Source organism: Nocardia sp. NPDC004573 (genome assembly GCF_053602135.1).
In genome coordinates, this window is record NZ_JBSGDA010000012.1 from 120,333 (window position 1) to 134,271 (window position 13,939).

At 71.2% G+C, this 13,939-nt stretch carries 12 protein-coding genes; 7 read left to right on the forward strand and 5 right to left on the reverse strand.

Translation table 11 applies throughout. The features are described 5' to 3' along the window. Positions 1-127: 127 nt before the first annotated feature. A complete protein-coding gene (locus tag ACWEKR_RS20295; RefSeq protein ID WP_452355788.1) occupies positions 128-1,054 on the reverse strand; it encodes an NAD(P)/FAD-dependent oxidoreductase in 927 nt (308 codons plus the stop codon). A 90-nt stretch (positions 1,055-1,144) separates the two neighbouring features. Between ACWEKR_RS20295 and ACWEKR_RS20300 the strand changes: the two genes are divergently transcribed. Both ACWEKR_RS20300 and ACWEKR_RS20305 read left to right on the forward strand, forming a co-directional pair. Continuing rightward, entirely contained in the window at positions 1,145-1,738 is a 594-nt protein-coding gene (locus tag ACWEKR_RS20300) for a helix-turn-helix domain-containing protein (protein WP_452355789.1), read from the forward strand. Positions 1,739-1,895: 157 nt separating this feature from the next. Beyond that, positions 1,896-2,555 (forward strand): AAA family ATPase, encoded by a 660-nt coding sequence (locus ACWEKR_RS20305; RefSeq protein WP_452355790.1) that lies wholly within the window; start codon positions 1,896-1,898, stop codon positions 2,553-2,555. Positions 2,556-2,570: 15 nt separating this feature from the next. Here the strand turns inward: ACWEKR_RS20305 and ACWEKR_RS20310 are convergent, their stop codons facing one another. Together ACWEKR_RS20310 and ACWEKR_RS20315 are read right to left on the reverse strand one after the other, a co-directional pair. Then, positions 2,571-3,515: a YegS/Rv2252/BmrU family lipid kinase gene (locus tag ACWEKR_RS20310; RefSeq protein WP_452355791.1), complete on the reverse strand. Its 945-nt coding sequence runs from the start codon at positions 3,513-3,515 to the stop codon at positions 2,571-2,573. Next, positions 3,512-5,089 (reverse strand): FAD-binding oxidoreductase, encoded by a 1,578-nt coding sequence (locus ACWEKR_RS20315; RefSeq protein ID WP_452355841.1) that lies wholly within the window; start codon positions 5,087-5,089, stop codon positions 3,512-3,514. Before ACWEKR_RS20315 ends, ACWEKR_RS20310 begins: the two co-directional genes overlap by 4 nt. Positions 5,090-5,266: 177 nt before the next feature. On the opposite strand from ACWEKR_RS20315, the gene ACWEKR_RS20320 reads away from it, so the two are divergent. Beyond that, on the forward strand, positions 5,267-5,899 hold the full coding sequence (locus tag ACWEKR_RS20320) for a TetR/AcrR family transcriptional regulator (protein WP_452355792.1): 633 nt from the start codon (positions 5,267-5,269) through the stop codon (positions 5,897-5,899). A 47-nt stretch (positions 5,900-5,946) separates the two neighbouring features. Further along, complete coding sequence (locus tag ACWEKR_RS20325) at positions 5,947-7,488, forward strand: glycerol-3-phosphate dehydrogenase/oxidase (protein ID WP_452355793.1); 1,542 nt, start codon at positions 5,947-5,949, stop codon at positions 7,486-7,488. A 13-nt stretch (positions 7,489-7,501) separates the two neighbouring features. Here ACWEKR_RS20325 and ACWEKR_RS20330 read toward each other — a convergent pair whose 3' ends face one another. After that, positions 7,502-8,020, reverse strand: coding sequence for a GNAT family N-acetyltransferase (locus tag ACWEKR_RS20330; RefSeq protein WP_452355794.1), 519 nt, complete (start codon positions 8,018-8,020; stop codon positions 7,502-7,504). Positions 8,021-8,063: 43 nt separating this feature from the next. Further along, entirely contained in the window at positions 8,064-8,735 is a 672-nt protein-coding gene (locus tag ACWEKR_RS20335) for a TetR/AcrR family transcriptional regulator (protein ID WP_452355795.1), read from the reverse strand. A gap of 632 nt (positions 8,736-9,367) precedes the next feature. Between ACWEKR_RS20335 and ACWEKR_RS20340 the strand changes: the two genes are divergently transcribed. The 3 genes from ACWEKR_RS20340 (at position 9,368) to fdhD (ending at position 13,925) form a co-directional block, all read left to right on the forward strand. Continuing rightward, positions 9,368-10,555, forward strand: a complete 1,188-nt coding sequence (locus tag ACWEKR_RS20340; RefSeq protein WP_452355796.1) for an FHA domain-containing protein — start codon at positions 9,368-9,370, stop codon at positions 10,553-10,555. A 99-nt stretch (positions 10,556-10,654) separates the two neighbouring features. Next, positions 10,655-12,952: an FdhF/YdeP family oxidoreductase gene (locus ACWEKR_RS20345; protein WP_452355797.1), complete on the forward strand. Its 2,298-nt coding sequence runs from the start codon at positions 10,655-10,657 to the stop codon at positions 12,950-12,952. A gap of 133 nt (positions 12,953-13,085) precedes the next feature. After that, the gene (gene fdhD / locus ACWEKR_RS20350) at positions 13,086-13,925 is read left to right on the forward strand and encodes a formate dehydrogenase accessory sulfurtransferase FdhD (protein ID WP_452355798.1); all 840 of its coding nucleotides are present in this window, start codon (positions 13,086-13,088) and stop codon (positions 13,923-13,925) included. Positions 13,926-13,939 lie beyond the last annotated feature (14 nt).

The window sequence follows — 13,939 nt, forward strand, 5'->3', positions numbered from 1 at the left end:
GGAGTCTTCGGTGGATGAGGGACACCGAAGACTCCGCCCATGTCAGTAGCTTACCGGCGATCAGAGACCGAGCTCGGAATCCATAAGCAATTCTCAGCTTCCGGCATTTCGGACCCGGATTTGCCTCTCAACGGACGAACACGGCGACCTCGGCTGCCACCAAGTCGCCGTTGATCGCGATCGCGGCGGCCGAGCCCGCGCCCGCGGCGGAGATGACCTGAGCTGCCGGATTGCTGACGTTGCCCGCGGCCCACACACCCGGCACGCTGGTGCGTCCGGTGGCGTCCGTCGCCACCCAGCCGCCGGCGTCGAACGCGCAGCCGAGCGCGACCAGCACTTCGTCGTTGGCACGGAAAGTCGGCGCGACGAACATCGCGGCCCTCGGTATCGCCCGCCCGTCGGCCAGTTCCACACCGCGCAGCCGGTCGTCCACCACGAACCGGGCGACCCGGCCCTCGAGCAGCCGGACGCCGCGCGCGTCCAAGTGGGCGCGGTCGTCGTCGGACAGGGTCATCGTGTTCGCGAAGAAGACGACGTCGTCCGACCACTGGGGCAACAGCAGCGCCAGGTGCACCGCGCGGGCCAGGGCGCCGGGCTCCGGCCCGCCGAGCACGCCGATCGGCCGGTCCCGGACCTCGTAGCCGTGGCAGTACGGGCAGTGCAGCACGTCACGGCCCCACCGTTCGCGCACTCCGGGCAGCTCCGGCAGTTCATCGCGCAGCCCGGTGGCCACCAGTACGCGGCGAGCCCGAAGCGCTTCGCCGCCACCGAGCCGCAGCGTGTGGTCGTCCTGCCCGGTGCGCTCGGCGCCGACGACGACGTCGTCGATCATCTCCGCGCCATAGCTCACGGCCTCGGCGGCCCCGCTCGCCAGCAGTTCCGCCGGAGGCATCCCGTCCCGGGACAGGAATCCGTGCATGTGCTCGGCAGGCGCGTTACGCGGCGCGCCGCCCCGGACCACCGCGACGCGCCGCCGCGCCCGGGCCAGGACCAACGCACCGGACAACCCCGCCGCTCCGCCGCCCACGATCACCACGTCATATGTCTCGCCCATCCGCGATCACCTCCATGGATACCGTGGCGCCGCCCCGCCGATTCAGCAACTAATGTTGCCAAAATCGGGAAGACGCAGTGCACTGGTGACATGTCCACACCACCGGCTGTCACCCAAGCCCTCGCCGATATCGGGCCCCGGCTCAAAGCACTGCGCACTCGTCGCAACGTCACGCTGACCGCGCTGGCCGAAAGCACCGGGATCTCCAAGAGCACCCTGTCGCGGCTCGAGTCCGGTCAGCGGAAGGCCAGCCTGGAACTGCTGCTGCCGATCGCCATGGCCCACCAGGTGCCCTTGGACGAACTGGTGGCCGCGCCCGCGATCGCCGATCCGCGAGTCCACACGACGGCGCGAAAGATAAACGGGCTCACCATTGTTCCCCTGACCCGGCAGCCGGGTCCGCTGCAAGCGTTCAAGATCATCATCCCACCCGACCGCGGCGAAGCCGACCCCAAGGTGCACGAGGGTTTCGAGTGGCTCTATGTGCTGTCCGGACGACTGCGGCTGGTGCTCGGCGAGCACGATCTGGTGCTCGGCCCGGGCGAGGCCGCGGAATTCGACACCCGCCAACCGCATTGGTTCGGCAGCGCGGGCCGAGGGCCGGTGGAAATCCTGAGCCTTTTCGGGTCCCAGGGCGAACGAATGCATCTTCGCGCGCGGTCGGCGGGCCGGAAACGCGCGTGACCCATTCATGTCCGAAATGTCCATTATTGCCAAAACGTGAATTTTCCGGACCCTGGAAAGGGTGAATACCCCAGGCGTTCCTCTCCCCGTGAATCCCCAAGAAAAACCGGGGTTTTCCCGGTTGCAGAACAGGCGTCGGCTGCGGACGCTGGGAGAGGTGAACCCCCCGCTGGAGGCGTACGCCCCCGAACCCCGGCTGCCGGTCCTGGTCCCGGAGACGCTGCACGATCTGCGCGGTCGGACGATCACGGAGATCCGCTATCCCGCCGCGGCGGCGCTGGTCGTCGCGGGCGTCCCCGGCGCGGGCAAGAGCACCGCGCTGCGCAAGTTCTTCGGCGCCGACGCGGCGGCCACCACGCCCTCGCGCAGTGCCGCCGGGGTGCTGGTGCTCGACTCGATGCAGGCGCGTAATCGCTTGCGGCCCAGGCTGTGGTGGCTGCCCTACCTGCTGTGGCGCCCGCTGGTGCACGTCGCGCACTTCCAGGCCATTCGCACCGCGTTGCGGGAGGCAGGCGGCCCGGTCGTCATCCACGACTGCGCCACCTTCGGATGGGCGCGCGCGCTGATCGCGCGCTGGGCAGTAGATCGCGAGCTGCACCTGCTCATGCTGGACGTGCCCGCGGCGGTGGCCCGCGCGGGCCAGCACAGCCGCGGCCGACGGATCAACCACGTGGTCTTCCGGCTGCATGTGCGGCGCTGGCGGCGACTGATGCGCACCGTGGCGACGCAGCGCCGGTCGGCAGACTGCGCGTCCCGATCGGTGGTCATCGTCGACCGCGCGGCCGTGAACAACCTGCGGTGCGTGACGTTCGCCTGACCGGAACCGCTGCGGTCAGGGCACCAGAACGGTCAACGCCGCCGGCACCGCCCGGATCGTGATCGGCAGCGTGCCCGCCGGCTCGCCGTCCGCGGTGGCGGGCGCGCCCGCCGCGGTGAGCGTGACGGCCGCGGCGCGGAACTGCTTGACCTCCGGGTGATTCTGCCGTTTGCCCGCCGACAGCGCGGGCAGCAGGCGCAGCATCTCCCCGCGCGACAACGCGCCGACCACGGTCAGGTCGAGCAGTCCGTCGTCCATCAACGCGTCCGGGCAGATCAGCATGCCGCCGCCGTAGGTGCGGGTGTTGCCGACCGCGACCATGACCGCCTCGGTCGCCAACTCCGAGCCGGCGCCTGGGTTGGTCAGTCCGTCGGTCACCGCGTCCACCAGCTCGACCCGGTAGGGCACGGTGAAGCGTCCGGAGATCTCGGCCAGCGCGGCGACGGTGTAACGCAGTCTGCCCTTCGGCCAGCGCATCTCGTTCGCGCGCAGGGTGACCCGCGCGTCGAATCCGGTGCCCGCCACCGTGGCGAACCACATCGGTGGGTCGGACGACTCGATGCGGCCGAGGTCGATCGTCCTGGTCCGCCCGCGCAGCACGAGCGAGGCGGCGGCTTGCGGATCGTCGGTCGGCACGCCGAGTTCCCTGGCCAGATCATTGCCGGTACCCGCGGGAATCATGCCGAGCGCCACCCCGGTCTCGGCGACGGCCGGGAGGGTCACGTTGATCAGGCCGTCGCCGCCGACGCACACCACGGCATCGGGTCTCGCACTCCCTGCGATCGAATCCCGCACCTGCCGAACTGTTTCGGCGGCCGAGGGAGCGCATACCTGCGTGACCTCCGCACCGCCCGCGCGGAAGCGGGCGATCGCGACGCTCGCCGCGTCGCCTCCCCTGCCGTGCCCGGACCGCGGATTGGTCACCACGGTGATCTTGCGCACCGGCGAGTAGTCGTTCACGGCACCAGCTTTCCGGGATTCAGGATGCCCGCCGGGTCGAGTTCGGCCTTCACCGCGCGCAGCACGCGCACGCCTAGATCGCCCACTTCGTCCGGCACCCACGGACGATGATCGGTGCCCACCGCATGGTGGTGGGTGATGGTGCCGCCCGTGGCGACGATGGCGTCGCCCGCGGCGCGCTTGGCGGCCTGCCACTGGGTCAGCGGGTCGTCGAGTTGCTTGGCGACGACGGTGAAGTACAGCGACGCGCCGGTCGGATAGGTGTGCGAGATGTGGCACATGACCAAGGGCGGAGTTCCCTGCGCGCCGAGCGAATCGGTCAGCGCCGCGGTGACCTTCGCCTTCAGCGCGCTCAGATTCGACCAGGTGGTGGCGGTCTCCAACGTCTCGCAGAGCACGCCCGCGTCCAGCAGCGCGTCGCGCAGGTACGGGGCGGCGAAACGACCGTGCTCCCATTCCCGGGCCGGTGTCTCCCCCAAGGACGCACCGCCCGCGGCGGCCAGCACGGCGGCCGCTTCGGCGCTGCGTGCGGCGACATGCGCCGCACTGCCCTCGTAGGTGGTGACGGCCAGGCACCCGGCCACGGGGTTGCCGCCGATATCGCCGGAGCGGGCGAGATTGATCCCGGTCTCCGCCTCGTCGGACAGGCGGAGCACGGTGGGCGCCGCACCCGCCTGCACCACCGCGCGCAACGCGGCGGCGCCGGTCGCGAAATCGGGGAATGCCCACGCTTGGTAGGCGACGGTTTCCGGAACCGGATGCACCCGCAGCGTGACCTCGGTGATCACGCCGAGCGTGCCCTCCGACCCGACGAACAACTCGCGCAGGTCCGGCCCCGCCGCCGAAGCGGGCGCGCGCCCGAGTTCGAGCGTGCCGCTGGGGGTGGCGATTTTCAGCCGCTGCACCATGTCGTCGAAGCGGCCGTAGCCCGCCGAGGCCTGGCCGGACGACCGTGTCGCCGCGAAACCGCCGAGGGTGGCGAACTCGAAACTCTGCGGGAAGTGACCGAGGGACAGCCCGTGCGCGCCGAGCAGTTCCTCCGCGCGCGGACCGGTCACGCCCGCGCCCAGGGTCGCGGTGCCGCTGACCGGATCGACCTCGCTCAACCCGGCCAGCCTGCGCAGATCCAGAGCGATCACGGTGTCGAAGCGGCCGCGTACGGGATCGACGCCGCCGACCACGCTGGTACCACCGCCGAACGGGACCACCGCGACGGCGTGCCGCGCGCAGTAGGCGAGGACGGCGAGGACCTCGTCGTGATCGGCCGGGAAGACGACGGCGTCCGGCGCGTCCTGCGGCCCCTCGGCCCGGCGACGCAGCAGATCGGGCGTGCTCTTCCCGCCCGCGTGCCGCAGCCGATCGCGATGGTCGGCCGACACGTTGCCGGGACCGACCACCTCGACCAGCCCGGCTCGCCGCTCGGGCGTCAGCGCCGATTCGCGCAGTGGCACGTCGCCCTCGTCGCGGCGCGCCACCAGGTTGCCGGAGACCCCGAACACCTGCGTCAGCAGACCACGGATCCGTTCCGAAAGCGGCTGGTGACCAGCCGCGATGCCCCAGGCATCCCAGACCATACCCGCCGAGTCGCCCGGACCGGTCGTCGCCGACGGGGCCGGATCGCCATCGGTGTGCTGCCGCGTGTCCACCATGCGTTACAGTTTGACATATACTGTCAAGCAGTAACGATCATCTGGATAAATCCTCCCTGGCCGACGCCTCGCCGCCGGCCGCTCGACCCCGGTGGTGACGCTTTGACCGCTCCCGACACCTCCGCCGAGCACCTCTCGGCGACCGACTCGGCGATCCTGGACGCCGCCCGCGCCTGCGTGGAGGAGTTCGGCGTACGCCGCACCACGCTCACCGAGGTGGCGCGGCGGGCGGGCGTCAGCAGGCCGACGGTCTACCGGCGCTGGCCGGACACCGGCGCGCTGGTCGCGGAGTTGCTGGTTCGCGAGCTGCGCGGGATCGTGGCGGCGACCATGCCGTCGGCGGGCAGCGCACGCACCAGGCTGGTCGAGGGCGTGGTCGCCGGAGCGGCGACGGTGCGGACGAATCCCTTGTTCGGCAAGATCTTCCGCACCGACACCGACCTGATGCTCACCTACGTCTTCGGCAGGCTCGGGCGCAACCAGCGCGCGTTGATCGAGCTGTTCGCGGCGGGCATCCGAGACGGCCAGCGAGACGGCTCCATCCGCGCGGGCGATCCGGAGCGAATGGCCACGATGCTGCTGCTGATCGCCCAGTCCGCGGTCCAGTCGGCGGGCACCGTCGCGCCGCTGCTGGCGGGCGAGCACCTCGACGCCGAACTCCGTCGCGCGATCGACGGCTACTTGGACGATCGCGCCCACGACACAGCCGAAGACGCCGCCCGAGCGCAGTCGTGAGGGGGTACCCCCTCCGGCCGTTCCCGCTGGATCCGAAAGGCATTGTGATGAGCACTGAACCGGTGCGTACCGCAGACTCCGCGCTGAACGCCGCGCGCCGCGCCGCGGATCTGTCGCGGCTCGGCGACGGCGCCGAGATCGACGTCTTGGTGATCGGCGGTGGCGTCACCGGCGCGGGAGCCGCGCTGGACGCCGCCGCCCGCGGACTGCGGACCGTGCTGGTGGAACGCCACGACCTGGCGTTCGGCACCAGCCGCTGGAGTTCCAAACTGGTGCACGGCGGCTTGCGGTACCTGGCGGGCGGCAGGGTGGGCATCGCCCACGAGAGCGCGGTGGAACGCGGCATCCTGCTGCGCACCACGGCGCCGCATCTGGTGCGCCCGCTGCCCCAACTGGTGCCGCTGCTGCCGAATGTCGGCACGACGCAAGCCGCTCTGGTGCGCGCCGGTTTCGTGGCGGGCGATCTACTGCGGCGCGGCGCGGGCACGCCCGCCGCGCTGCTGCCCCGGTCCCGGCGCGTCGCCGCCGCGGAAGCCGTGCGGCTCGCACCGACCGTGCGGCGGGCGGATCTGCGTGGTGGCCTGCAGGCATGGGACGGGCAACTGGTCGACGACGCGCGCTTGGTCGTCGCACTGGCGCGCACGGCGGCGGCGCACGGCGCACGGATCCTGACCCGCGTCGAAGCGCGCGAGGTGACCGGGCAGTCGGCGACCCTGCGCGACACCCGCACCGGCGAGACGCTCACGGTTCGACCGCGCACCGTAGTGAACGCCACCGGCGTCTGGGCCGACCAGGTGGACCCGAGCATCCGGCTGCGCCCGAGTCGCGGCACACATCTGGTGTTCTCCGCCGAGTCCTTCGGCGGCCTCAGCGCGGCGCTCACCGTCCCCGTGCCCGGCAGCATCGGCCGCTTCGTGTTCGCCTTTCCCGCCGCGCACGGCCGGGTGTACCTGGGCTTGACCGACGAGGACGCGCCCGGCCCGGTGCCCGACGAGCCCGAGCCCACCGGGAGCGAAATCGATTTCCTGCTCGACACCATCAATCCGGCCCTGCGAGAGCCGTTGACGCGCGACGACATTCGCGGCTCCTACGCCGGATTGCGCCCCCTGCTGCAAACCGCCGACGACAGCACGGCCGACATCTCCCGGCAGCACGCGGTGCTGCGTTCCCCGACCGGGGTCGTCACCATCGTCGGCGGCAAGCTCACCACGTACCGGAAGATGGCCGAGGACGTGATCGACGCCGCGGTCGCGCACGGTGGTCTCGCCGCGGGGCCGTGCCGCACCCGGCGGCTGCCGCTGGTAGGCGCGGTCTCCGGCGCGGCACGCGACCGCATCGATGCCCCACCCGTGCTGATCGAGCGGTACGGCAGTGAGGCGGCCGACGTCGTGGCCGCGGCGCGGCGCGATCCGGCGCTCGCCGAGCCGGTCGCGCCCGGAATGGACGTGCTGGCTGCCGAATTCGCCTTCGCGGTGTCCCACGAGGGCGCGCTGGAGGCCGGGGACCTGCTGGATCGGCGCACACGCATCGGCTTGGTCGCCGGGGATCGCGCGACCGCGGCGGCCGCGGCCGCGCGCGCCCTCGCCTGACCGCACCGCCGGTTCAGTCCATCGACCACTCGGACAGGTCCGCGCGCATGCACGCACGCGGCCAGCGGTCGAGGCCGTGGGCCCGTTCGGCGGTACGCAAGGCGATCAACCCCGGCGTCTCCTCGTCCGCCGCCAGGTAGCGGAAACCGAGCCGCTGGTAATACGGGCCGTTCCACGGCACCTCGGTGAAGGTGGTCAACGTCATCGCGGGCAGTTGCGCGGTGGCGGCCCACCGGGCGGCCTGGTCGAGCAAGCGTTTGCCGATCCGGCGGCGGGCGTGGTCGGGATGCACCGACACCTGCTCGATATGGGCGTTTCCGTCGACCACGCCCACGATCAGGTAGGCGATCGGCGCGTCGGCGTCGCTCCAAACCCAGGCGCGCCCGGCCTGCTGGAACTCGCGCAACGTCGCCTTCGAAGGCGGTTCGTCGTCGGCTACCGCCGTCATGCCGACGTCCGCGAACGGCTTACCCGCCGCACGTTCGATCTCTTGCAGCACGGGTAGGTCTTCGCTCGTCGCGGGCCGGATCATCCGCCCATTGTGCAGCGGCACACCTGACGCATACCAGCGAATTTCACTCCGCCGGGGTAGCGAGGATGCCGCTGATCAGCACTTGCACCGCCCAGGCCGCGCGTGCGTCGCCGTCACCCGACAGCAGAGCCTCCCGCATGGCCACCACGGTCGGATAGCGGTCGACGGGCAGTTCGGCGAAGCGCCGCTCGATCGCCGCGAGGTACTCCTGTTCGCTGCCGCCGCCGGTGTCGTGCTTGCTCTGCTCCGCCGCCGCGGCGGTGATATGCAGAAAGAGCAGGTCCACCGCCCACGACGCGGTCCGGTCGTCCAATCCCGCCTCGACGAGCGCGCCGAGCATCAGTTCCACCAACCGCACCGCGTTGGGACTGCTCGGGATCACGCCGAGCGCGACGAGCGCCAGCCCTTCGTGCCTGCTCATCGCCGCCACCATGGCGTCGGCCAGTGCGGTGAGCCGCGCCCGCCAACTCGCCCCGGCCGGCTCCGGGACGGTGCCGAGGACATGGTCGAGCATGGCGGTCATCAGGTCGTCGCGATTGGCGACGTACACGTACAGCGAGGCCGCGCCGGTGTCCAAGTCCTGCGCCACCCGGCGCATGGTCAGCGCCGCCGCGCCGTCGCGGTCCAGGATGCGCAGACCGGTCTCGATGATCACCTCGCGACTCAGCGGAGCTTTGGCCGGGCGGGCCCGGCGGCTGACGGCTGCTGCGCTCATGGGCCGAGCATAACCAGGGACGAACGGCGTTCGGGTGATCAGCGCAAATCGGTGGTGCGAAACATCCGGAACTGCGAGACAGGGGTCGGCCGTGGACCGATCAGGCCGTGGTGACGCAACGACTCGCCGAGACGCCGTCGCGACTTCCGGCGCACCCGTTGTCGTCGCAGGGTCATCCCCGGGCGTACCGGCCCCGCGACTCGGATGTGCTGCACGCGCCACCGGATCGGGGCCGCGCGACCACTGCGATCTCGCTGGCGCGAACCCGTCGGCCCAGCAGGGAGTTATGCGGATCCGCGTCGATCGTCCGGAGCCCGGGGCCCACCGACCATTCACCCTGAGCGCCAGTAGTGTCCACGAACCTCGAATTGTGACTTAGGACATAACAGAAGCTTCCGAGTATGACCGTCGCCGACTGCGGAAAACACCACAACGCGCAGCTCACAGCCTTGGCGATGGCGAAAGCAACCGCTCGCGAAAAGGCGCGCGCCCGAGCGTGATCGGAGAACCGGGCGGCGCTCCGGAGGATTCCCGCATTCCGCTTCGCCACGCTCGCAGACCCCGGTTCGGTTGTCGCCGACGCTCTATGCTGGCTTCGGAATGCCGGTAGTGCGCCGGGAAGGAGGGCGCGGGTGCGCAGGAAACCGTCCACCGTGGGTGTCGCACCGGGCGACGGGCTCGTCGCTCGCTTCGGTGCGGTCGTCGCCTACCTCGGAGCCGAAACGACCTCCACCGACCGGATACTCGGCACCATCGAAGCCGTGGCCGAAGGCGAGCACCCCGGCGCCGCCCTGGCGCAACGCTTGGCCGCGGTGATCTTCGGCAGCACGGTACAACCGCCGCCGTTCGGCGTGGTCGCGCCGACCGACGACGGCTTGCTGATCCTGTTGCGCGGACCGGTGACCGCCGAGATCCAAGGCGCGGAGGGCACCCGCCGCCTCGACGGCGGGCGCGCGTTCACCTGGGTGGACGAGATCGTGCGCGAGCCGGTGCGCCGCATCACGATCGGCGCGGACGCGGACACGCCGCCGATCGCCCTCCCCCGCACGGATCTGCGCGCGGGCGTGGTCCCCGGCGGCGGTTTCGTCATGCACGCCGCGGTGCGGCGCGCCGGGAAGACCGTCGAGCCGCGCGCCTCCGAGCCCGCAGCGCGGGGCGAACCAGAACCGACAGCGGCGGCCGGCTTCGCCGCGATGCCCGAACCGACCGGCGCCGCCGACGCCGTCGCCCAGCCGAAGCCGGTCGCCCGGCCGACCGACTCGGCCCCGGTCGCCCGGCCGGCCGAGTCCGCCCGCCTCCTGGCCAAACCCCGTCCGCCCCGGCCCGTCGCCGATCGCCCGCTCGCCTGGTCCCAGGTGCAGCCCGCGCACGAACCGGTCGCTCTGCGCAAAGGTCCCGAGAACGGTGCGACGCGAGCCGCGCGCCCGGCCGGCGACACGGCGATCGGTGCGCTGGTCACCGAGGACGGCGCGGCCTACCCGTTGAACCGCGCCTACGTCATCGGGCGCGGCCCGCAGGTGGACGAATCGGTGCGCGCCGCCACCGCCGCGCCGATCGTCATCCAGCGCGACCGCCACGTGTCGCGCGTCCACGCGTATGTGTCGGTCGACGGCGGCAAGGTGTACGTCCGGGACGCCGCCGCCACCTCGGGCACCTTCATCGCCGGTCCCGGCACCGATCAGTGGACCCGGATCAGCACGTCGCCGACCGAGCTCCCGCCGGGCTGGCGCGTCCGCATCAGCGAGCGGGTCCTCACCTATCGCGGCGACGAGCAGCGCACGGGCGCGGCCGATATCGCGGCAGCGCGCCGCCGATCCTGACCGCCGGATTCTCGACCGCACGGCCCTCCGTGGGCGGTGCTGACGCCCGGTCGTACGGTCCCCGCCCGCTTCACACCGCGCGGAGAGGACAATGGCGGCATGCACCGAAACGGACCGAGCCGTGACATCGACGAGTCCGAGCTCACGGTGACCCCGCCCGAAGAGCAGGCCGCGGGCGTCACCGCCGTGGCGGTGGCGCTGAAACGCTCGATCGAGGAGATGGGCGTCGTGCGCACCGCCCGCACCTTGGCTCGGGTCAATCAAGTGCACGGCTTCGACTGCCCCGGCTGCGCATGGCCGGAGCCGACCGGCCATCGCAGGCCCGCCGAGTTCTGCGAGAACGGCGCCAAGGCCGTCGCCGAAGAAGCCACGCTGCGCACGGTGACTCCGGAATTCTTCGCGGCTCACCCGGTGGCGGAGCTGAGTGAGAAGTCCGGCTATTGGCTCGGGCAGCAGGGCCGGCTGACCCACCCCATGGTGCTGCGGCCCGGCGACACCCACTACCGCCCCATCGCCTGGGACGACGCCTACCACCTGATCGCGGAGACCCTGCGCGGCCTGGACTCGCCCGACGAGGCGGTGTTCTACACCTCCGGCCGCACCAGTAACGAGACCGCGTTCCTCTATCAGCTCCTGGTGCGCAGCTACGGCACCAACAACCTGCCGGACTGCTCCAACATGTGTCACGAGTCCTCCGGCACGGCGCTGTCGGGCTCGATCGGAATCGGCAAGGGCTCGGTCTCCATCGACGACTTCGCCCAGGCCGACCTGATCGTGGTCGCGGGACAGAACCCGGGCACCAACCACCCACGGATGCTCAGCGCGCTCGCCGCGGCCAAGGCCGCGGGCGCCCGGGTCGTCGCGATCAACCCGCTCCCGGAGACCGGGCTGCTGGGGTTCCGGGATCCGCAGACGGTCAAAGGCGTCACCACCGGTGTGCCGATTGCCGACGATTTCCTGCAGATCCGCCTCGGCGGGGATATGGCCCTGTTCCAAGCGCTGGGCCGGCTGCTGCTGGAAGCCGAGGATCGCTCGCCGGGCACGGTGGTCGACCGGGCGTTCGTCGACGCCCACTGCGCCGGCTACGCGGAGTACGAAAAGCACGTGCGCGGGGTCGATCTCGCCACCGTCGAAGCGGCCACCGGTTTGCGCCGAGCCGAGCTCGAGCACACCGCGGAGGTGTTCGCGGGCGCGAGCAATATCATCGTGTGCTGGGCGATGGGCCTGACCCAGCAGGCGCATGCGGTGGCCACCATCGAGGAGGTCACCAACCTGCTGCTCTTGCGCGGCATGATCGGCAAACCCGGGGCGGGGGTGTGCCCGGTGCGCGGGCACTCCAACGTGCAGGGCGACCGCACCATGGGCATCTGGGAGAAGATGCCCCACACCTTTCTCGACGCGCTCGACCGCGAGTTCGGCATCGCCAGCCCGCGCGAGCACGGCTTCGACACCGTCGGGGCCATCCGCGCCATGCGCGACGGACGCGCGAAGGTCTTCTTCGGCATGGGCGGCAACTTCGTCTCCGCGACTCCGGACACCGGCGTGACCGAGGCCGCGCTGCGCGGCTGCGCGCTGACCGTGCAGGTCTCCACCAAACTCAATCGCAGCCACGTCGTGCACGGCCGCACCGCGCTCATCTTGCCGACGCTCGGGCGTACCGACCTCGACCTCGCGCCCGACGGCGGCAAACAGCAGGTCTCGGTGGAGGACTCGATGTCGATGGTGCACCTGTCCACCGGACGGCTGAAGCCGGTCAGCGACCAACTGCGCAGCGAAGTCGCCATCGTCTGCGAACTCGCCCAGGCGCTCCTCGGCCCCGAGCATCCGGTCCCGTGGGCGCGCTTCGCCCACGACTACGACCACATCCGCGGCGCCATCGCTCGCGTCGTGCCCGGCTGCGCCGACTACAACACCAAGGTGCGCGCCCGCAACGGCTTCCGGCTTCCCCACCCGCCCCGCGACGCCCGCGAATTTCGCACCGCCACCGGCAAAGCCAACTTCGCGGTCAACGAGCTGAGCTGGCTGCCGGTCCCCGCGGGCAGGCTGATCCTGCAAACCCTGCGCAGTCACGACCAGTACAACACCACCATCTACGGTCTCGACGACCGCTACCGCGGCATCCACAACGGCCGCAAAGTGGTGCTGGTCCATCCCGACGACATCGCCGCGTTCGGCTTCCGCGACGGCGATCTGGTCGATCTCGTCTCCGAATGGACCGATGGCACCGAACGCCGCGTCGAGGGCTTCCGCCTGGTCTCCTACCCCACCCCGCGCGGCAATGCCGCCGCCTATTATCCCGAAACCAATCCCCTCGTGCCGCTGGATCACGTCGCGAAACGCTCGAACACACCGGCCTCCAAGGCGGTCACCATCCGTCTCGAGGCTGCACCGGCATGAGCGGTCAGGCCCGCAGGCGGCAGCGCAGCGTAACCACGCAAGGCCCCGCTCATGCCGAAATCGGACACAGCATGAGCGGTCAGCCCCGGAGGCGGCAGCGCAGCGTAACCACGCAGGGCGAGAGGCACAGCGCATGAGTCGCGTCACCGCGCGCCGCCGGATGCGCAGGATCACTCCCGGCGCGGACATCCACCGCCCGGACACCCTCGCCGTCGAGGAGCCGCTGGAAATCCGCGTCGGCGGGCAGTCGCTGACGGTCACCATGCGCACCCCCGGCACCGACATCGATCTGGTGCACGGATTCCTGCTGAGCGAAGGCATCATCGGCTCCGCCGAGGACATCGTGGCGGCGCGTTACTGCGCGGGCACCGACGACCAGGGCCGCAATACCTACAACGTCCTCGACGTCACCCTGCGGACCCCCGTCCCGGTGCGGACCCGTTCCTTTCTCACCACCGGAGCCTGCGGGCTGTGCGGCAAGACCGCTCTGGACGAGGTCCGCACCCGCACCCGGTTCCCCCTGCCACCCGGCGGCCCCGCGGTGGACACCCGCGTCCTGACCACCATGCCGGACCGGTTGCGCGACCGTCAGTCCGTCTTCGACGCCACCGGCGGCCTGCACGCCGCGGGCCTGTTCACCCCCGGAGGCCGACCGCTGGCCGTGCGGGAGGACATCGGCAGGCACAACGCCGTCGACAAGGTGATCGGCTGGGCGCTGCGCGAAACCCGCATTCCCGCCCACGATCTCGTGCTGATCGTCAGCGGGCGCGCATCGTTCGAACTGGTGCAGAAGGCCGTCATGGCCGGGATTCCGATGCTCGGCGCGGTCTCGGCGCCCAGCTCGCTGGCGGTCGACCTCGCCGCCGAGGCCGGCCTCACCCTGGTCGGATTCCTCCGTGGCGACACCATGAACGTCTACAGCGCCCCCGATCGGATCAACAGCGATCCGGAAGCCGGCTCCATGTTGGCCTGACTCACTATTGCCCG

Excerpts from the sequence above, each read along its gene's own strand:
- ACWEKR_RS20295 (WP_452355788.1), bottom strand. The coding sequence starts at position 1,054 with ATGGGCGAGACATATGACGTGGTGATCGTGGGCGGCGGAGCGGCGGGG.
- ACWEKR_RS20300 (WP_452355789.1), top strand. The coding sequence starts at position 1,145 with ATGTCCACACCACCGGCTGTCACCCAAGCCCTCGCCGATATCGGGCCC.
- ACWEKR_RS20315 (WP_452355841.1), bottom strand. The coding sequence starts at position 5,089 with ATGGTCTGGGATGCCTGGGGCATCGCGGCTGGTCACCAGCCGCTTTCG.
- ACWEKR_RS20325 (WP_452355793.1), top strand. The coding sequence starts at position 5,947 with ATGAGCACTGAACCGGTGCGTACCGCAGACTCCGCGCTGAACGCCGCG.
- ACWEKR_RS20330 (WP_452355794.1), bottom strand. The coding sequence starts at position 8,020 with ATGATCCGGCCCGCGACGAGCGAAGACCTACCCGTGCTGCAAGAGATC.
- ACWEKR_RS20335 (WP_452355795.1), bottom strand. The coding sequence starts at position 8,735 with ATGAGCGCAGCAGCCGTCAGCCGCCGGGCCCGCCCGGCCAAAGCTCCG.
- ACWEKR_RS20345 (WP_452355797.1), top strand. The coding sequence starts at position 10,655 with ATGCACCGAAACGGACCGAGCCGTGACATCGACGAGTCCGAGCTCACG.
- fdhD (WP_452355798.1), top strand. The coding sequence starts at position 13,086 with ATGAGTCGCGTCACCGCGCGCCGCCGGATGCGCAGGATCACTCCCGGC.